This is a genomic window from Culturomica massiliensis, assembly GCF_900091655.1.
In the GTDB taxonomy this organism is placed as follows: domain Bacteria; phylum Bacteroidota; class Bacteroidia; order Bacteroidales; family Marinifilaceae; genus Culturomica; species Culturomica massiliensis.
This window is the reverse complement of sequence record NZ_LT594621.1, coordinates 1,644,990-1,665,373: the sequence shown is the minus strand read 5'-3', so window position 1 is coordinate 1,665,373 and position 20,384 is coordinate 1,644,990. Positions and strand designations below refer to the sequence as shown.

Sequence of the window (20,384 nt, the reverse complement as noted above, 5' to 3'; positions counted from 1 at the left end):
TGATTTATACATATTGTATTTTATCCTGTTTTTCCTGAAACTCGTTTCCTCCCTGTTCCCCTTATTCTTCATACCGTAGCCACCAGCTTTCGGTTGCCTGCTGCAATTGCGATGAATGGACGGAAGCGTCGTTATGGTTTGCGGCCATCCATTCGAGACAATGGTAAACGGCTTTTCCCTGTTCGGAGGAGAAAACAGCGAAATGATTCCACCCATATTCCGGAGACATCCGGATATAAGTAAGGGAACGGAGCAGAGGAGCGAGAAGATTTTTTTCCGGATTGTCATTCCGGATCGTTTCTGAGAGAAAAGCCGGCAGATAATACCGGAATCCTTGGGGGGTGAAGCACGATAGCGCCTCTGCATTTTGGTAGAGCGTAGCGGCGGGGATTTCCTGCCAGGTGTAGCGCCTGAATATTTCCCCGATCTCTGACCGTTTGCCGATTTCCATCTCATCGAGCAGTATGGTTTCTACTTCAGGACGGGGTGCATCGGCAAAGGCATTTTCCAGTTCTTGTAAGAGTTCTTCCCGGCTATAATTGCTGTTCCGGCGGTTTGCACGGTAATATTGTTCTGTCTTAGCCATTGTTGCTGTTGTACAGGTCTTGTTGGGCCAGGTTTCCAGTATTTTGTCGAGTATCCGGCGGCAGAGACTGATACATCCGTCATTCCAGCGGCGTGCCCAGAAGGAGTATGCCCAGATCACCTGCATATCATCGCAATCACTGTGCAGAACTGCATACGGCTGTGTGAAATAAGGAAACAAATCGGCCGTCTCCAGGTGAAGAAAATCATCCGAAGCCATTTCGTTGTAAAGGGCTGCCAGTTTTTCATCTTCAGGCGATTGCAGATCCCGGTAGGCATAATCCAGCAGATTGATCAGCGTTTCCAGTTGTGAGCCAGAATAAAGATTGTTGTCATTTAATTCCTGTACGACAACCGGTAATACCTGATCACACAGGGTTTCATAAACTTCGTCTTCGTTCAGGTCTGTCTGGCCGAGGATCGCCGATGTCAACAGGTAGAGAGGATAGCAATCCCCGGCATCGATCCATTTCATTTTGTCTGACCACGGATGACTTTCGGCGGCATAGTTTTCATCGGGTTTTTCCTGTTGGAGGTCGTGATAATCCATCAACAGATTAGCGGTGAAAGTAAGGCCTGCCTTGGGCTTGTTCTGTATGTATTCCTTACAATAGTGGACGAGACTGTTTCCGGCTTCATCCATCCATCCCGGTTCGTCGTCCATCTCTTCCCATTCCTGAACGTTGCCCGTCATATAGTCTGTTTCTGCCACCGGATCATCATTTTCAATGTATTCATTGGGAGAGGAGTTCTCGCAGGGATTGTTTGTGTTGTAGGAAACGTTTAATACAGTAATCAACCCGAACCAATTCAGGGAGATGGTTACGATGAAAAACAAAAAACACAGCAGGATGAGCCCGATCTTCCGGGTATGTGCTCCTGCATAAAGCAAGGCGGAAGCAAATGCGATGGTAATAATATGAAACAGGTAGAAATTAATGAGATCCTGACCGGAAATCTGTATGGCGTCTGTCACCAGACGTTGCATGAAAAAAGAAGAAACGGCCCATATTGCCGCGATAAGTGTTCCTGTGCAAGCGAAAAGCTGCAGGTAGTTCAATCGCCGGAGTAACGGTCGGTTGCGTTCTTCATCGGTTAAAGACTCTAGCGGAACCGTCAGCCTTAGTAATGCCCACACCAGCAGCGTAATGATAGAAGTAACCCACAAGGGAACCAACGGAATGAAGACAGTTGCTGATCCGTACCATCTTTGTGCCTGAAGATCAGTGGGGAGGAACAGGTATAAAAAATCGAATATAATCAGACAGAGAAGATAAAGCAGGCCTATTGTCCTTTTGTAGGTCTTTCTGCTCATTTGTTTCCTGGGTTCCATGGGTGGTTTTATTAGTTAATGAAATTTGCATTTCCCGGGCAAAAATAATATAAAGTTTAAATATTCTTGCGACAAAATATTATACATTCTGAAATGTCTGTTTTATTTTTATTAATACATATTCTTGGCTGTTATATTGGCGGAATATATTGCCGTAAGCAGATGGGATACAGGTTGTATCCGTTTAAAGTAAGGAGTTGAAAGGAAGTGGTGTCCCTGTGCTGCAGGACACGATGTGTATGGGGGGTATCGCACAATAGCTCTGTTCTCCTGTGCTTATATATGTGTCAGTATGGTTGTTGTTTCTATCTGAAGTTGCTGATAGACATGTTTATCCAGAGAGTTTAGGTCGTAAGTATAATCTGTAATGACTTGTAATAATCCATTAGCTTCGTTTGGAGTTAATTCTTTTTGTTCAATAACATGAGAAAGAAACTTGATAGTGTTTTTTAAATCCGTTAATTGCTTGATTTGAATTTGTTGATTGATTGTATAACCTTCCAGCAGATGTTCTTTCAATATTTTATTGGCCCAAATCCGGAATTGTGTATCATGTTCGGATTTAACGCGATAGCCGACCGAGGTGACTATTTCGAGATTATAATACTCCATTTGACAGGTTTTTCTATCATTGGCAGTTGTCGCAAAACTTGCGACAACCGGGATACCTCTTAATTCTTCTTTGAGTGCGTTATTTATATGCTTACCAATGGTTTTTATGTCACGACCGAATTATCCGGCCATTTGCTGGCGGTTTATCCGAAATGTTTCGTTTTTAAACTTGACCTCAATAGAGGTTCCTTCGTCTTTTGTCTGGTAAATAATGATATTGTCTTCCGATTTCATGGGTTTGACAAATTTAGACTATATAAATTTAAGCAATTTATATAGATGGTCTTTTTACATAGGCACCGTTTTTTTTAAAGAATTTTTATGGAGTAATATGTAGTGGAAATTTGAAAATTGTTTCAATTTTTGCACTATTTTGCTACCAATTAATTATTCTCTGTGCCTTTTCTTTTATTCTGGAATTTTGTGGTCACGTAGGCGGTGAAGATCGGGAAAAATATCATTCCGGAGGCCGCCAATAATACGGCTAAAGATTGACCGATTTTAGTGACACCGAAGATGTTCGATCCGACAGTCGTCACATTCATCATGGCCCAGTTAAAAGCATCCCAGTATGTTTTAACCGGAGGATTGACCGGATGTTCCATAAAGAAGAATACGATGCTGGAAAAATAAATAATGACAAAGAGGATGGCCAGATAGGTGATGAATAGATTGGTGATTTTACTTCTGGTGATCCAACTGACTATTAAAGAAATACCGTAGATACCCCGGGCAAGAGGTATCAGCCGGAGGGTAATCCATAAGTTGTGGGAGATCACCGGAGTGAAGGCTGTAACCAGATTGAGATAGGGAATCGATACAAATAAAAAGAAGAGGTTGCGCCATACGAACGTCCAGCCCTGACTGCTGTAATACCAACGTACGAAAAAATCCAATAAGAAGATTGTACATACGACCAAATGGGAATTTAAAATGAAACGATTGCTCAAAACAGGAGTCGTCGAGAGTAATTCGATGGATAGAATGATGATAATAAATATACTGCCTAATATGACCAGTATATTCAATATGTGTTCCAATGAGCGGTTGTTTTTCATGTCGAGGCGTGTATGAGAGGAGGATGTCCATTAGGACATCCTCCGGATTTTACATTTCAAAGTCGATATTGTTATTACGGAAAATATTGAGACCCAGTTTCTGTGTGATGTATTTGATGGCGGCCTGTGCTTTGACCGAGTTTCCAAATTCATCCAAAGGCGGTGCAAAAGCTGCAATACCGAATGCTCCGGGCATTACGCCGAGAACACCTCCTCCGACTCCGCTTTTTGCAGGAATACCGCTATTGTAAAGCCAGTCTCCGGTATGTTCGTAAAAACCGACGGTTGCGATTAACGATGTGATTTTCGGAGATAACTCTTCCTTGAAAACCTGTTCTTTGGTAACAGGGTTCAAGCCTCCGTTGGCGATAGTACATCCGGCTATGGCTAATTGTTTAGCCGTAACACCCATAGAGCACTGGCGGGTGTACAGGTCTAAGGACATATCCGGATCGTCGTAAATACGGCCATAGTTTTTCAATAACCAGGCGATGGAACGGTTGTTGAAGTTCGTAGCTGTTTCCGATTTGTATAATTCGTCCAGCAGAACTAATGTGCTACCGCTAAGTGCTGTCATATTGTCGGCGATCGCACCCCATTTGCCGTTGCTGTCGCCGAGTGGTTTTACCATACTGTCGGCACTGATAGCGCCGGCATTAACCAAAGGTGTACTGGGGTGATCTTTTTCCAATAATATGGCCATGATCGAGTTGAAGGGCAGACCGGTGGCATCGGCTCCGATCTTGTTGAGAATCTCATCGGCTCCGTATTGTCTGAGTACAAGTACGGCAGTATATACTTTAGATACCGATTCAATGCCGAAAACATAATTGGTGTCTCCTGCTTCGATCACTTCTCCTGTCGGGAGGCATAAAGCAATACCGAATAATTGGGGATCGATTTTGGCCAGGAAAGGGATATAATCGGCATTCTTTCCGCCTTGCATGGTTTTTACTTTCTCATAAGCTTCCTTAACCACGCTTCGTATATCGTCTATTTTTATTTTTTTCATCTATTTCGTTTTTAATCGTTATTTACCGGCAGGAGGTGTAGTGGGTTTACTACTGCCTTCACTGTTGTTCGTTGTTGTTGTATTATTGACTGCATTGTTGCTGGCTTGTGTTGCTACAGCCGGAGTTTCTTCCCAATGGAAAGGAGCGAATTCTGCGTTCGGGTCTTTCCAGGACGGTTTACGCATAGCGTAGATAAGCAACGGAATAGCTACAAATATGACACATCCGAGAATTAATACGGTAAACCATACGGTGTTGCTTCCGGTGTTGATCTGAGAAGGCGGAATGAAGCTCAAAACGAATGCCAATAAAGCACCCAGGAAGCCGATTCCGGCAACGATCCAGATCAAGCCGTTACTTTTGCGGCCGATAGCAAAAGGCCGTTCGGCTTTAGGCATACGGTAGCGTAGGGCAATGGCAGCGGTGAACATCAACATGTACATGATCAGATATAACAGTACCGTTAACTGGGATAACATCTGATAGAACGATTGTACGGAAGGCATCACGACGAAAAGCAAGGATAGTAGAGTAACGATACAGCCTTGTATAATCAGAATATTTTTCTGAACTCCGATTTTATTCGTTTTTTGGAAGAATGGAGGTAGATACCCGGCTTTTCCGACAGCGAAAATACCTTTTGACGGACCGGCAACCCAGGTCAGTACACCGGCCAGAACGCCGAACATCAAAGCGATGGCGATAATCGGAGAGGCCCAATGCAGATGCAGGTAGCTCAAATAGTTGTCGAATCCGACGAGTAAGCTTTGTGTCAGGCTGATGTCTTTAGCAGGGATAATCAGGCCCAGTGCAAAAGTACCCAGGACGAAAATGATAACAATCATGATAGCCCCCATAAAAATAGCTTTCGGGTAGTTTTTACTGGCAGGAGGCTGTACATCCATTACGTGGATACCCATCATTTCCATACCGGCATAAAACAGGAAAATACTGGATGCCAATACCAGGTTGTTGAAATTGGATAAATCCGGGAAGAAGCCCTGACTCATGTCCATGTTGTTGTGCCCTCCGGTTGCCAGGTAGATAATGCCGAAAAGAATTAATAACCCGGCAGGTATGATCGTTCCGACCATCGCTCCGATTTTGGAAATTTTGCTAACCCAACCCAATCCTTTCAGAGAAATAAAGGTAGCGACCCAATAGATGACCAGCACCGTAATCAGAGTGAATATTTTATTCGAAGCGAGAGCTGCATCGTGTACGTCATTCATACCGATGTATGCAATGGAAACAGCACCGAAAGTCAATACCGTCGGATACCAGATTGTACTTTCGATCCATTGCAGAAAAATAGCCAGAAAACCGTAACGTTTTCCGTAAGCTTCTCCTACCCAGCGGAATACACCACCTTCTTTATTGGAGAACATTGCAGCAAGTTCTGCGGCGACCATTGAGGTCGGGATCAAAAATACAATTGCTGCGAACAAATAGTAAAAGGCGGAGCTAAGACCGTACTCCGCTTCAGCCGGGAGTCCGCGGAGGCTTACTACCGCTGCAACATTCATAATGGCGAGTGTTACTACGCCGATTTTTGCTGCATTCCCGATTTTTTTGGAATTTGTTGCCATAGTTTGAATTACTTTAGTTTGTTGATATTTAAATATAATCGTGTTTTGATTTTTGGATTATTGGGATAGATACGTGTGTAAAGAAATGAATGTTCATAGGCATGCAATATTTAACATTATCCGTTCGGCATACCGACAACCGGGGTGTTTTTGCGGAAATAGGCATATACGGTGAAAACGGATGCCAGAATCAAACTGAAAACGAAGGGGAAATAGGCTGTATCTGTAGTTATCCAGCTTAGGATAAAAGGATAGGTGATGATGGCTATATAATTCATGACCATAACCAGTGAGAGCGCATAGGTTGCATCTTTATTTGCTGCTTGCCTGGCTGTTTTATCATAAATGATGGGTTGCATGGTTCCATAACCCAGACCGGTTAATACCACACCGATGATAAGGAGGAAAATATTACTTTTAAAAACGAATAAAATAAGTCCGGCAGCTATGGCTGCTAAAGAGATAAAATTTGTGTAGCCTTTAAACCAGGAGATCACCCGGGTAATATCGAATCCCGGTAAGGTGATGGCCAGGAAAAAAACGGAAATGAGGGTACCGGACGTTCCCGGATTCCCGATGTGTAGATTCTGCATATATAGCGAGAGGTTAAAAGGAATGGTCAATACCACAAAGGTGATAAAGTAATAGAAAAACATCAGATTGAAAGGCCATTTGAAGCCTGCTGACGAACCTGCTGTATGTGACTGGGCCGTTTTGCTTTGGGAATCTGTCAGGTAGGGAGGTTTATCGTCTAAGTAGAAGGCAAAAAATAAAGAAATACCTGCAAAGCAATATACTAAGAATGAGTAATGCCAATCTATACCGGCCAGAAAGCCGGACAATAATGTAGCGAGTACCAAAGTGAGGTTATTGATTGCGGAGGCAATACCGAGCTGGCGGGTGCGGTGCGAACCGGTGAAATAATCTGCAATCAATCCGGTGGAAAACGGAACGACCATGCCGGCTCCGATACCTAATAAGGCGCTTATGATTAAGAGCAAGGTCAGGGTTTTGGCAAACGGGTATATGATACTACATGCGAAAAATATGGCTAATCCTGCGATCAGTAATTTCTTTTTGTTGACAATCAGGGACAGGCGGCCTGCTATGAGTATAAAAGGTACAATGATAAGGGAGGGGAGGGATTCCAGCATTTGTAAATCCAATTTGCTGGCGTGTTTGAATACCGTTTCCATTTTTCCTAAGATGGGAGAAATAGCCAAACCCGGAAGTGAAGTAACCATGGAAATGGAATAAATGGCCAGTAAAAGGGTCAGTCCGATGGTTCCCCGTCCTGTTTTTATTTTCATAATATGATGGTTTAAGGATGATTTGTTTTTTATTTAATTGTGGTATATACGCTGAAAAAAAGAGAAAAGTTGATTTTTATTATTATTTTCGGGCGTCAAAACAGAAATCAGATATTATGCGGTTCAGAAAAAATTATTCGTTGATTTTATTGCTTTTTGCAGTAATATTTTCTTCTTGTCGTACAGAGAAAGGAGTTACGACACGTGTCGTCATTATTTCCACGAATGACATCCATGCTCAGATTTCAAATTTCCCGAAATTTGCCACTTTTGTAAAGCAGATACGTGCGGAGAATCCTCATGTGTTACTGGTGGATGGGGGAGACCGTTTTTCCGGTAATGTGTATGTAGATAATGCTAAAGAAAAGGGGAAACCAATGTTTGACTTGATGAATAAAGTCGGTTTTCAGGTGGGAAATTTCGGAAATCATGATTTTGATTACGGACCTGCTGTGTTGAAGCAGAGAATGGCGGAGTCGCAATTTCCGCTTGTTTGTGCTAATGTGCAGGCTGCACATAGCGAATTGGGCCAACCTGAACCTTATGAGATGATCGATGAGGCCGGAATAAAATTTTGTTTTCTCGGCCTGATCGAGACGAATGCAAAATCTCATATTCCGGCTACCAATCCGGATAATTTGGAAAATATTACTTTTCGTTATTATAAAGAAGTTGCAGCAGAGAATAAAGCGTTGAAAAATCAGTGTGATGTGTTGATCGGGCTGACACATATCGGTTATACGGCTGACTCTATATTGGCGGTGCTTATGCCTGAATTTGATGTGATTATCGGCGGACATTCCCATACATTGATCGAGAATACCCGTTTGATCAATCATGTGTTGGTCAGTCAAACGGGTTCCAATCTTAAATATGCCGGCCTGACATATCTTGATTTTCATGGGAAGAAATTGGTGGGCAAGACTTATAAAGCAGTCAAACTGGATTCTTTTGCCGAAGATCCCGAGATTGCCGCTATGGTGGAAAATTATATGAATTGTCCGGAATTTCACGAGAAATTGGGAACGACATCAAAGGGAATGAAATACAAAGAAAACGTGGCCTGTATGGTAACGGATGCCATGTGTACGGCTGCTAAATGTGATTTCGCATTTTATAATAGCGGCGGAGTACGTTATAATTCGATACCTGCCGGAGATATTACTCTGGAAACGATATACAGAATAGAGCCTTTTGCCAATCATATCGTTGTTCAGGAATTGACATTACCGGAGATAAAAGAGCTGATATTGAATCGTTTTAACGGAATAAAAGATCCGGACCGCCGGCGGATTGATTTGTTTGTTTCTCAGGGAAGATATACAATTGTAAAGAATAAGGACGGGCAAGGAGTGGATGTTGTGTTGGTGGATGCCGCAGGGAAAAAAGTAACGGATACGACCCGGAAATATAGAATCGGATTGAGTAATTATGTGAATAGTACGTATGATTTTGTGGGAAAAGGCAGGGGAAAGAATACAGGTATATTGCTGGTGGATGCCATGGTGAAATATGTAAAAGCAAAGGGGGATGTCAGCTATGATCAACGGCGTACATTTATAACAAAGCAATAATCCGGCGAACCGGTTTAAAATACCGGTGAAACTTATTTATCGGTTATGCGTTTATAGGAAAAATTGAAAATCTTATAAATACATAACCGATAATAATTTTATAGCCGATGAAGACCTTTAAGACACAGATGCAAGCTTTTGCGATGAAGAAGATACTGAATTATGTGGAGAGAAATCCGGAACAAAATGCACCTAAAGCTTTGAAATGGATGAGGAAATTGGATTCTGACGGAACATATGGGTCTTCCTGGGAAGCTTTGGAAGGATATTTGAAAGATCCGCAAAATAATTGGACCCGCCTGGTTATGAAAGCTTATAATGACTGGGATCCTTATGTACGGAGAAAACTTTTTGAAGCCCTGATATGTAATGCTGCGATTATTGGAAACAGTGCTATAAAAATTACCAGTAAAAAATACGGTGTCAATGTACCCTGGACAATATTGATGGACCCGACTTCTGCCTGTAATTTGAAATGTACAGGTTGCTGGGCTGCAGAATACGGTCACCGGATGTCGATGGATTTTGAAACCCTGGACCGGGTGATTACGGAAGCGAAAGCCTTGGGGGTTTATATGTTTATTTTTTCGGGAGGAGAGCCTTTGGTAAGAAAAAACGATATTATACGCCTTTGTGAGAAACATCCGGATTGTTATTTTCTGGCTTTTACAAACGGGACGTTGATAGACGAAGCTTTTGCCGATGAAATGTTGAGAGTCGGTAATTTTGCTCCTGCTATCAGTGTAGAAGGTTACGAGGAAGAAACGGATATGAGAAGGGGGAAGGGAACTTATCAGTCGGTGTTGCGGGCCATGGATTTATTAAAAAAGAAACGGCTCATATTTGGTATGTCGACCTGCTATCACCGGAAAAATGTGGATGTTGTGGGGTCTTCGGAATATATTGATTTTATGATTGAGAAGGGGGCGGCATTCGTATGGTATTTTACTTATATGCCGGTTGGAGGGGATGCTATACCGGAGTTGATGGTAACGGCCGAACAGCGTAAATTTATGTATAACCAGGTACGGGAATTCCGCCGGACGAAGCCTATTTTCGCCATGGATTTCTGGAATGACGGAGAGTATGTGAAGGGGTGCATTGCCGGAGGCCGTTATTATTTCCATATTAATGCGAACGGGGATGTGGAACCTTGTGCATTTATCCATTATTCCAATGTAAATATTAAGCATATGTCGTTGCTGGAAGCTTTGCGTTCGCCTTTATTCAAAGCTTATCAGGAAAGACAACCTTTCAATAAAAACCATTTGCGGCCTTGTCCTTTGCTGGACAATCCGGACAGCTTAAAAGAAGTGGTACATGTCTCCGGTGCCCGTTCTACAGACATGCTGAAACCTGAAGACGTAGACGTTTTGACCGATAAATGCCGTGATACTTCAAAGAAATGGGGAGCTGTCGCCGATAAAATCTGGTATCGGCAATCCTAAATTTTCCGGCATTCGATGATGATTTTCCGGGCATTACCGAGGGTGGTTGCGAATAGATAAACTTCTCCCCCTTCGATGATGCCCGAACTTTTTCGGATAGCTTCTACCGTCAGAGGAAAATTCCGGGTCGTAATATTTGCCTGTCCGATGCTTTTTCCCAATTGTTTCAGTTTCTTGCCTGAGAATTCATGTACATTCGCTACTTTAAAAATACGTCCCGGAAAATTCCCGATCTTTTGCCCGGAGGTGTATAAATGACTGTTCAAATGCAATTTTGAAATGTTGTATTCGGTGGCGATTAGCTTGAAAGCCCCGCTTTTCAGAATAGCGGCATTCGGTTCGTAAAGGTAATCGCCTATTTTTTCTGCCGCTTGAAATGGACTTGTTTTTTCTTTTTGCCACGGGAAAGAAAATACTTGTTGTTGTCCGTCCGATGTATAGTTTATCGTGACGACACGGATTCGTGGCGAGAAAGTTACGGTGTTTTCCAGTACAAAGATAACTTCCTTGCATTCGTTTCTGACGGCGATGATATGTACTTCGGTCGTTTCCGGAAGTTGTCTCAGAGTTTCCGAAATATCGGCCATAGGCGATGTTTTGAGGATGAGTCGCCCGGCTTTTGGAAGAAGGATATTCTTGAATTGTAATACATCCGGTTCGCAGTCGGATAAGGCAAATACCCGCCTGTTGCATTCAGTGCGTCTTGCCGGGTCAATATAAAATGTATCGGCGGTAAGCGTGGAAACGATTTCCCGTACATCGGCCTCTAAGATCCGTATATTGGTAGCGCCGAGTGTCTTGAAATTATGTTCTGCTGCCCGGCAATATTCCGCGAAGCGTTCGATATATATCAATTCTTCGGCTTGTTGTGACAATTGCCAGCTATCGATACCCAGACCTCCCGTCAGATCGCATATCCGGGGGCCCCGGACCAAAGACTGTTTGTAATGAGCAGTGATTTCCGACGAGCATTGCTCAGCAGAAAGGCGGGACGGAAAGAGCAGATCGGGGTTGGCAAACCAGGTGGGCAGCTTTTCTTTGATTTGTCGTCGTGCTCTGATTTGATCGACGGCAAAAGGGACATCTACAGGTGAGTAACGTTTGGCATTCAACAATAATTTGTCCGTATCGTCAGTGAAATGTTGCCGGATAAAATCTTTTATTTCTGGAGTCAGAATCGCCATGTATACTTGATTGCTTTTTGCAAAGGTATAAAAGATTCTAGATTCCGAATATTGTTTTTTGCAATATGTAGATTCCGATTCCACTGAAAAATCCGACGAGGGCTAACCAGGATATGTGTTTCAGATACCATATAAAGCTGATCTTTTCCAGTCCCATAACGACGACTCCGGCTGCTGATCCGATGATCAGAAGGCTGCCACCGGTACCGGTACAATAAGCTATCAATTCCCAGAATGTGCCGTCTTTTACAAAATTAAGCATATAGCCGGGTTCCGGCATTTGCGCTGCTGATTGCGGACTGATAACCGGATACATAGCCATACAGGCTGCCACTAAAGGAACGTTGTCGATAACCGAAGAAAGAAGACCGAAAATAATACTGACAAGGTATACATTGTGTATTTGTTTGTCTGAAAATACGGCCAGTTTGTTTAAAATACCGATCGCATCCAAAGCCGCTACTGCTAGTAGTATTCCTAAAAAGAAGAGAATGGATGAAAAGTCTATTTTAGACAGGACGTAAGACATCCGGTATTGATTTTGGGTAGGCAGTCCTTTTTGGTGATTATACATGATTTCCGTATAGACCCAAAGCATGCCTAATGCAAGCAGTATTCCGGCAAACGGAGGCAGTTGAGTGAGTGACTTAAATACAGGGACGGCCAATAAGCTGAGAATACCGAGTATTAAAATATAATTGCGTTCTTTAGGAGTGGGAGAGGCGGAAACGGAGGATGAAAGAGGTGGGGTATCGGAATGTGCAATGTTTCCTTTCAGTTTCAAAGAGACGAGCCATAGCGGGATGATTAATGAAATGAGGGCCGGAAAAAAAAGAGTTTGCATAATGTGTCCGGAGGTGATGTTATCACCTATCCATAACATGATGGTCGTTACATCGCCGATCGGGGTCCAGGCTCCGCCGGCATTGGCTGCGATAATAATTATGCCACCGAAGGTCCATCTGTCTTGCAGTGTATTCAGAATTTTTTGTAAAAGAGTCATCATAACGATGGCTGAAGTCATATTGTCTAAAACAGAAGACATAAAAAACGTAATTCCTCCGGTTAACCATAGTAATTTTTTCTTATTGTTTGTTGTAATACGGTCGGTGATTCCTTGAAAACCTTTATGTATGTCGATTAATTCGACAATTGTCAGGGCACCCAGCAGGTAAAATAAGATTTCAGCTACATTGCCCAGTTGATTGACAATTTGTGAATTTACGATGAACTTGACAACCTGTTCGGCCTTGGTTAAAGAAATATAATCGGGATGTGTTGAAAGAAATTCGTGGAAGGCTGCCGTATTGGCTTGTATAATGGTTTCCGGAGAAGCAAGTGTATATAATGTCCATAATAACGGAGCCATTATCAGGGCAATTGCTGCTTTGTTGATGTGAATTTTACTTTCCATAGCAATAAGCAGATAACCCAGAATAAAAATGAGAAGTATTATCGTTGTCATAACGTTCTGATTTTTAAACTTTATACATACGGTTGTAAAACAGATCGCGTTACAGTTTTAACTGTCAGAATTGAAATATCCATTACTTTTTTTATTTTCCGAATCCGGATTACGTAAAACATTTGTATATTTGGGGTGAAAATTCTGTATTTATGCGATGTAAAATATTTTACATATTACTCTTATTTGCAACGGTGTTACTATATGACACTCTGAGGGAAAAGCATATTACAGAAGAAAATACCGTTTTTGCAGAAATCAAAGAAGATCATGAGAATGTAGAGCATTTACTGGCAATTCTTACGACCAACAGTGTGGCCGATCTTTCTTTGCAACAAAATAATCCGGCCGGCGGGTCTCAGTCTTTTAAGCGTACTTCTTCTTTCCGGACACTGACGGGAAAAGAAGCGCTTGCTTTTTTGAAGAACTCTCCGTTGTTCAGTTTTGAGGCTTTGCAGGTTTTTCAGGCTCATTTCCGTGATTACTATGCACGGCAAAAAATGGAGGGGTATTATCTTTATACCCTTTGTAAACTTCGGATTTAAAAAGTAGATATCCTTATCAATTTTTGTAATCAACCTTATTTTTAACCGTATTACCGGAAATAATTCCTGTGCCCCGGTCGTTACTGAACGAAAGGGAGGAGTACGATATCCGGTAAGTAAATTTATAAAGTCATGTCTAAATATAAAACAATTGTTGAAGATATTGAAAATGTAACCGAACGTAAAGTTATCAAACAAAACAAATTTTCGGTAATCGCTTTGGGAACTTTTGTGATCGGAGGAGTGTGTGCCTGGGCCGGTTTCTCGATAGAAGACCCTAATTCCTCTGTTTCTACTTTTCTTTTTACCGCTTCTGTTTGCCTGATTATCGGAAGTATTGTCAAATTTTGTATGGGGCGTGAATATTATTTGTTTAAGCCCACCGGTAGCCGTTTACAGAAAACGACGGTCTATTTCGATAATAAAGAAAGTCAACCTTTACAATATTGCATTGAGGAAAGAAGATTTGAGGATCTGAAACATATGAAACGGCAGGTAAATACGGGTATAAAACTGGAAGCGATGGTTGCTTCCGACCGGAAGTTTGCAGCTGTACAAATTTCAGAATATGTACCTTATACGTATGAAGCTGTTTCTCCTGTTGTTTGTTATTATGATAGCGATGCCGAAAGCTTTTTGAATAATCTTCAGTTCGGGCGTTAAAAATAAATGCCAGAAAGACCGATAGCGTTTTTCTGGCATTTACACATTCGTTTAGTTTTGTGAGGGAACATCCGGTATTTTACGGATCAATTGTGTGATTTGCATATCTTTTTCCCTTATGCATTCATGTTGTTTGTCGAGTAGATTCAATAACCTTTCGATGACCAGTTTTTCATTTAAACCGACTGGCGTTTGCTGATAAGCGACTTCCGGTTCTTCCAATAAATATTTGGGACCTTCTCCTGTTTGCAACCAACTTTTGGATACTCCTAATAATTTACTCAGTACGGACAACTTCGTCGGATCGGGTCTGGTTTTGCCTTTTATATAATTCCCGATAGTACTGGCAGAAATGTCAATGGCTTTGGCAATTTTGTATTTGGATATGCCGCGTTCTTCAATAATCTCTTCTAAACGTTCCGAAAATCCCATAATTATTCAGATTAATTCAAGTAATGCATTTTTGCTGTAAAATAGTTCAATATTTATTTGCATGTAAACAAAAATTGTACTACTTTTGTGCTCCGTATATATACAAATATAATTATAAACTCTTATATTATCAATAAGAATAAAAATTACTATTGAATTTTGCCGCCAAGCACCTTATTTTTAGTATTTTACAATAGATATAATCATTTATCATAATAGAATTTCAGACTTCTGTTCGGATTGTTTTTTATTGATTTGTATATTTTAATTACATGAATCGCTTCATTCCAAATAGTAATAAAATAATGCAAAATTGGATGATTTATTGGCGTTTTGATTCGCTATTGATATTTTACAATTTTTCCTTTTTTTATCAGAGTTTACTTGAGGAATGTCTCCTGTAATTTGTAAATTTTTGAATTGTAAATTTTAAATTGTTTAATAGACTGATTTGTTATCAATTCATTTCATTTTAAATCTGAAATCAAAAATCTACGATCAAAATGTTGGTTTAAAAGTTGACATGATGAGTTTTAATTGATATTTTTGCATATAAAAATTTGAAATATGGCAGAAGAAAATTCAATTGAACATGTAAAATGTCTGATTATAGGTTCAGGTCCGGCCGGGTATACGGCGGCAATTTATGCTGCGAGAGCCAACCTGAAGCCTGTATTATATACCGGTATGCAAATGGGTGGACAGTTGACGACCACCACTGAAGTAGAAAATTTTCCCGGTTACCCGGAAGGTGTTACGGGACCTGTTATGATGGAGGATATGCGGAAACAGGCCGAGCGTTTTGGTACGGATATTCGTTTCGGAGTGGCGGATGAAGTGGATTTTACGGGACCGTTGCATAAGGTGAGGATCGACGGTGAAAAATGGATAGAGGCCGATGCTGTAATTATTGCGACAGGAGCGACGGCAAAATACCTTGGGATTCCTGCCGAAGAAAAATTCAAAGGAGTGGGAGTGAGTGCGTGTGCTACTTGTGACGGTTTTTTCTACCGGGGAAAAGATGTAGCAGTTGTCGGTGGTGGAGATACGGCTTGTGAGGAGGCGACTTATTTGGCCGGTATATGTAATAAGGTTTATCTTATTGTGAGAAAGCCTTATTTGCGGGCTTCGAAGGCCATGCAGGAGAAGGTTAATAAAACACCGAATATCGAGGTTTTGTTTGAACACAATACAAAGGATTTGTTCGGGACGGATATGGGATTGGAAGGTGCCCGGTTGATTTATAAGATGGGTACTCCGGAGGAGAAAGAACATGATATAAAGATTGACGGATTCTTTTTGGCGATAGGTCATACGCCTAATACGGAAGTTTTTAAGAAATATATTCATACCGACGGGCAGGGGTATATCCTGACAGAGGGGAGATCATCGCGTACGAATGTGCCGGGGGTATTTGCTGCGGGAGATGTTATGGATCCTGATTACCGGCAAGGTATTACTTCCGCCGGAGCCGGTTGCCGTGCAGCAATCGATGCGGAACGCTATTTGACAGAACGGTGTTAAACAGAAGAAAGTAGTTATAAATAAAATCCGATAAATTTATGTAATGAATAAAATTTATCGGATTTTTTATATTGTGTTTGTCGGGAGAAGTATTCCTGCCCTTTGTCTCACGACCTGCTCAGGCCGATAATTTTTTGTCTGTAAAACGATTCATTTATCCTTCCATTTATTTTGAACCTGCCTTAATAAGCCTTGAACGAAGGAGGAAGTCATGTGAGGCCGGTAATCTTTTATTTTACCAGGTTCTTTTCATTTATACTCTTATTTTTTATAGCCAGAACGCTAAATACCCTCTTGGCTTGTGTCTGTTTTTTAACTTATAAACTGTTTGAAAAAATAATTTTCGGAAGGAATTTGCTGTTCAAAGCTATCGTTGGTTTGTCCGTATTGTATACTTTGACTTTACAGATTTTACAAATTTTCAACTAATTTAAACGAACGATTAATTTTGTTTTGTGTTAGTTAATGGATGCAAAAATATAAAAAAGATAACATGTTTCATATTAATCTGTTAATTTTTTTCCCCTTGCCTGATCTTTTCTTTTGGTTTGCCTGAAAAATCGTTCATTTTATTAGGTTAATGTGTACTTGGTAGATTGTATGCAGCACTGTCTGCTTCTCAGAAAAGATTGATAATTAATGTATTATCTGTTGATCTGATGATGATAAATAAGCACCGGAAATGGCGATCGATATGCCTGAACCGTATAATCAGGGTGGAAAGAATGTTTAATTTTAAAATAAAGAAAGATGAAAAGTTTTAGATTAGTTGTATTATGTGGAATTGTTGTAACGTTTTGTTCTTGTGCAACATTGAAAACCAGTTTCAGTGATACCCAGGCCCGGGTGCAGGAGGTACACACTGCCGCTTATGCCAAACCACTGACGGTTGAGTTGGTTGTGGATACACTCAAGGGACGTATACACGATGTCTGGGTTTTTACCAAAGAACAGGTTGAAGTTGATATGAGGGGAGATTTGGCGAATATTCGTAGTCGTGCCGTTTACCTGTCTTCGCAGAGGCACGATGCTGATGTGATCGTAGCACCGATGTTTAAAATTGAATCCTCGGAAGACGGAAAGGGATACAGCGTGGTGGTAACCGGATTCCCGGCAAATTTCAAGAACTGGCGTCCGGCCCAGGAAAGTGATTATGAATGGATACGTACGGAGAAGTTCGTTACTCCCCTGACATGGGAAAAAGTTTCAGCTATTGTAAAATAAATAAAGTCAGTTTGATATAAAATTTTTAAGTGTATGAAAAAAGTAGTTTTATTAGCTATTGCCGTATTGTTGTATATCGGCGTTAATGCTCAGATTGTATCTTCAAGAAGTGTCGGCGTTAATGCTGCGAAAAGTACTTCCGAAACTTTGAATTACTTTCGTGCAGGTATAAATATGATGAAGTTCGCAGGGGATGCGGACGATTCGGAAAGTAAAACGGGATATTCTGTGACTTACGGTTTTATGAAGCCGATGGGGAGCTTTGGTATGTATTGGGGGATGGAGTTCGGCCTCGGCTCGAGGGGAGGTAAAAGTGGCGATGAATTTACTCAAATTGCTCATAACGTACAGTATTCTCCGTTTCATTTAGGCTATCGTTATGGGTTTACCGATGCTTTGAAAGTAGATGTACATGTCGGTGCTTATGCCAGTTTCGATTATGCCGGAAAAATCAAAATCGACGATGACGGTGATAAAAGTGAGTTTAATATAGGCGACTGGAATGAAGATTTGGGGGACGGTGGTTTGGGGATGGACTGGCGTCGTTACGACGTAGGGCTGAATGCCGGTATTGGGATTTGGTACAACAATTTTAACTTGGATTTTAATTTTCAGCGGGGATTTATTGAAGCGGAAAAAGACGGTGAGTATTATACATCTAATTTTATGATCCGTTTGGGGATTGCTTTCTGATAGACTGCTGTTGTATTTACTATGCAAAATTCATATGTCTTTGCCAGGGGCAGGCGTTGTATTTTCTGATATAAATAAAATATTATGACAAAATTACGGATATGGATGTTGTGCTGCCTGTTTTGGTGTACATTACCATCGGTAGCGCAGACTTTTATAGAAACGGGGAAAAAGTACCCGCTTATTCAGGAGGCCGGTAAATATGTGGTTAGTGGGTTCGTGCCTTTTGCAAATGTGAGGGATGAAGATATTTATGCCAATGTTTTGCTTTGGACGATAGAAAATGTTTGTCCCCAGTTGAAAGAAGGCATTACGGAAATGAATGTCGCGGCCCGAAGTTTTACTTGTAATCTTGCTCTCACTTCTCCGGAAGGATCAGGACAAAAAAGTACGTATTATTGCCGTGCTATTTTCCGGGTTGCCGAGGGTAAACTCACGTATTATCTTTCGAATATAACAGTTGAGGCACCTATTTTGGTGATTAAGAAAATTACCCCGATGGAAAAGCTAAATCCAGAAAAAAAAGAAGCTCACCGGCAGATAATGGACGATTTTGTGGTGTCCGGCTCGCAGTTGCTAAATAATATATTCGATTTTGTCGTTACCAACCGTCCCTCGGCTATTACCCATTGGCAAGAGATCAGTATCGGGAAACCGGTGAAAGGTATGACGGAGGATGAATGCCGTTTAGCTTTCGGTAAACCGCAAACAGTGATGGAAGCTAACGGAGAAGTACAATGGATGTACAACAGTTCCTTTTATCTGTTTTTTAAAGACGGGCATGTACAAACTATCATTAAATAGTGAGGCAGGTATCGTTATATCTTGGATATACATGGTCTTATGGTAGTTGTGGGAATCGGCTGTGCTGTGATCGTGGTATACTTGCGGCGAAGGTAAAGGCAATATTGTTTTTTACAGATGTTGTTCTCTCCCTGCCGGTGTAAAATGTGCACCGACAGGGAGTTTTTGATTTTCCCTGCTCATGAATAAGGCTGTCCTTATTTTCCTGCCCGAACCGGACAGCCCTTTATATTATTTGATTGTTACCAGTGTCGCTCCATAACCGTATTGTTTGAAAGAAGCATCCTGATGGTGGAAGCGTTTGTATTTTGTCTGTAATTCCCAAAGGATGCGCTGACGTAAGATGCCGTCTCCTTTCCCGTGTATAAATACGATTTTCTGTCCCCGGCGTAGTTTGTATTCGTCCAACGTTTTACGAAAAACGTCCAATTGATATTCCAAAATATCCTTATTACCCATTCCCGCTGTCGTTTCAAGAATCTGATCACAATGCAGATCGATTTCGACGACATTGTTTACAATTTGCTTTTGAGGTCTTTTAACGGATTCGGCTGCTTTTTTGACTTTTTCGGCCTGGATCAGTTCTTCTGGATCGATTTCTATCTCTTCTATCGTTTGTTTTTGATCCAACGGTTTTAGAAAACTCATCGGACCGAACCATTTCGTGTGTTTGTAATTGCCTGTTTTACAAAGCGATGTTAAGTTGAGTTTTACGTGTGTATCTATTACCGGCCGGGGGCTGTAATTCCCTTTTTTATAGTAGATAGCCTGGATATGCAGGGATTTAACGGAATCCAGTTCTTTCAGCGTATACGTGCCTAACAGAATTGTGGCGTCCGGATTACAGTTACCGGCAGACAATGCCGTGTATTTTTCTCCGTTAAAATACCCCGCACTGTATAAACAGGTAGAAGCGGTATCATTTATCAGGTAGATTTCGAACCGGCTTGCTGCAAGATTCTGAAAATTGTCCGGGACGATTCCGATGAACAGGATATCTGTGGGTATTACGGAAACATTTGAAGTGTTCTTCCCTTTCTTTTCCGTTGCAGAGGAAATGAAATCCGATTGGACAACTACCAGGTCATTTGTATTTCCCGGTATTTCAAAGCCGTATTCCTCGCAATAAACATTTACCGTGTTCGTATCGATGATTCCGGTAACTTTCCCTTCTAATTTTTCAGAAATGAATCTGACTGTGTCTCCTATTCTTATATCCATAAAGTATTCGATGTATTTGATCTTATTCTGTATACGGAAGCTGCTGAGCCTCCTGTCTGGCAAAATTAATCTTTCCTCTTGAATTCTGTTCGGAAGAAAGTATAAAA

Annotated in this window: 18 protein-coding genes; 8 read left to right on the top strand and 10 right to left on the bottom strand. The window is 41.3% G+C overall.

Features of this window, described 5'->3' with window-relative positions; genetic code table 11:
- Nucleotides 1–61: 61 nt before the first annotated feature.
- The 6 genes from BN8908_RS08365 to BN8908_RS08340 form a co-directional block, all read right to left on the bottom strand.
- The gene (locus BN8908_RS08365; protein WP_068690053.1) at nt 62–1,918 is read right to left on the bottom strand and encodes a DUF6714 family protein; all 1,857 of its coding nucleotides are present in this window, start codon (nt 1,916–1,918) and stop codon (nt 62–64) included.
- A 276-nt stretch (nt 1,919–2,194) separates the two neighbouring features.
- Entirely contained in the window at nt 2,195–2,584 is a 390-nt protein-coding gene (gene rhuM / locus BN8908_RS08360) for a RhuM family protein (RefSeq protein WP_227461945.1), read from the bottom strand.
- Between the two features lie 329 nt (nt 2,585–2,913).
- Nucleotides 2,914–3,588, bottom strand: a complete 675-nt coding sequence (locus BN8908_RS08355; RefSeq protein WP_068690051.1) for an ion channel — start codon at nt 3,586–3,588, stop codon at nt 2,914–2,916.
- 49 nt (nt 3,589–3,637) lie between these two features.
- Nucleotides 3,638–4,600 carry a glutaminase A gene (gene glsA, locus BN8908_RS08350; protein WP_068690049.1) on the bottom strand — a complete coding sequence of 321 codons (963 nt, stop codon included), beginning with the start codon at nt 4,598–4,600 and terminating at the stop codon, nt 3,638–3,640.
- 18 nt (nt 4,601–4,618) lie between these two features.
- Nucleotides 4,619–6,190: a glutamine/gamma-aminobutyrate antiporter GadC gene (gadC, locus tag BN8908_RS08345; protein WP_021988360.1), complete on the bottom strand. Its 1,572-nt coding sequence runs from the start codon at nt 6,188–6,190 to the stop codon at nt 4,619–4,621.
- 116 nt (nt 6,191–6,306) lie between these two features.
- The gene (locus tag BN8908_RS08340; RefSeq protein ID WP_068690047.1) at nt 6,307–7,500 is read right to left on the bottom strand and encodes an MFS transporter; all 1,194 of its coding nucleotides are present in this window, start codon (nt 7,498–7,500) and stop codon (nt 6,307–6,309) included.
- A 116-nt stretch (nt 7,501–7,616) separates the two neighbouring features.
- Between BN8908_RS08340 and BN8908_RS08335 the strand changes: the two genes are divergently transcribed.
- Together BN8908_RS08335 and BN8908_RS08330 are read left to right on the top strand one after the other, a co-directional pair.
- A complete protein-coding gene (locus BN8908_RS08335) occupies nt 7,617–9,074 on the top strand; it encodes a bifunctional metallophosphatase/5'-nucleotidase (protein ID WP_068690045.1) in 1,458 nt (485 codons plus the stop codon).
- A 107-nt stretch (nt 9,075–9,181) separates the two neighbouring features.
- The gene (locus BN8908_RS08330) at nt 9,182–10,522 is read left to right on the top strand and encodes a radical SAM/SPASM domain-containing protein (protein WP_021988363.1); all 1,341 of its coding nucleotides are present in this window, start codon (nt 9,182–9,184) and stop codon (nt 10,520–10,522) included.
- Here BN8908_RS08330 and BN8908_RS08325 read toward each other — a convergent pair.
- Nucleotides 10,519–11,706 (bottom strand): class I SAM-dependent methyltransferase, encoded by a 1,188-nt coding sequence (locus BN8908_RS08325; RefSeq protein ID WP_068690043.1) that lies wholly within the window; start codon nt 11,704–11,706, stop codon nt 10,519–10,521. The two genes, BN8908_RS08330 and BN8908_RS08325, sit on opposite strands and share 4 nt — an antisense overlap.
- A gap of 37 nt (nt 11,707–11,743) precedes the next feature.
- Nucleotides 11,744–13,171 (bottom strand): sodium:proton antiporter NhaD, encoded by a 1,428-nt coding sequence (gene nhaD, locus BN8908_RS08320; protein WP_068690040.1) that lies wholly within the window; start codon nt 13,169–13,171, stop codon nt 11,744–11,746.
- 152 nt (nt 13,172–13,323) lie between these two features.
- Here nhaD and BN8908_RS08315 point away from each other — a divergent pair, with 152 nt between their 5' ends.
- Nucleotides 13,324–13,716, top strand: coding sequence for a hypothetical protein (locus BN8908_RS08315; protein WP_068690038.1), 393 nt, complete (start codon nt 13,324–13,326; stop codon nt 13,714–13,716).
- A gap of 132 nt (nt 13,717–13,848) precedes the next feature.
- Entirely contained in the window at nt 13,849–14,379 is a 531-nt protein-coding gene (locus BN8908_RS08310) for a hypothetical protein (protein WP_068690036.1), read from the top strand.
- A 51-nt stretch (nt 14,380–14,430) separates the two neighbouring features.
- Here BN8908_RS08310 and BN8908_RS08305 read toward each other — a convergent pair whose 3' ends face one another.
- Nucleotides 14,431–14,811 carry a helix-turn-helix domain-containing protein gene (locus tag BN8908_RS08305; RefSeq protein WP_068690034.1) on the bottom strand — a complete coding sequence of 127 codons (381 nt, stop codon included), beginning with the start codon at nt 14,809–14,811 and terminating at the stop codon, nt 14,431–14,433.
- A 567-nt stretch (nt 14,812–15,378) separates the two neighbouring features.
- On the opposite strand from BN8908_RS08305, the gene trxB reads away from it, so the two are divergent.
- The 4 genes from trxB (at nt 15,379) to BN8908_RS08285 (ending at nt 19,056) form a co-directional block, all read left to right on the top strand.
- Entirely contained in the window at nt 15,379–16,335 is a 957-nt protein-coding gene (gene trxB / locus BN8908_RS08300; RefSeq protein WP_021988369.1) for a thioredoxin-disulfide reductase, read from the top strand.
- 750 nt (nt 16,336–17,085) lie between these two features.
- Nucleotides 17,086–17,559, top strand: a complete 474-nt coding sequence (locus BN8908_RS08295) for a hypothetical protein (RefSeq protein WP_021988370.1) — start codon at nt 17,086–17,088, stop codon at nt 17,557–17,559.
- 33 nt (nt 17,560–17,592) lie between these two features.
- Nucleotides 17,593–18,252, top strand: coding sequence for a porin family protein (locus BN8908_RS08290; protein WP_068690032.1), 660 nt, complete (start codon nt 17,593–17,595; stop codon nt 18,250–18,252).
- A gap of 84 nt (nt 18,253–18,336) precedes the next feature.
- A complete protein-coding gene (locus tag BN8908_RS08285; protein WP_068690030.1) occupies nt 18,337–19,056 on the top strand; it encodes a hypothetical protein in 720 nt (239 codons plus the stop codon).
- 231 nt (nt 19,057–19,287) lie between these two features.
- Here the strand turns inward: BN8908_RS08285 and BN8908_RS08280 are convergent, their stop codons facing one another.
- A complete protein-coding gene (locus BN8908_RS08280) occupies nt 19,288–20,277 on the bottom strand; it encodes a DUF2027 domain-containing protein (RefSeq protein ID WP_068690028.1) in 990 nt (329 codons plus the stop codon).
- Nucleotides 20,278–20,384 lie beyond the last annotated feature (107 nt).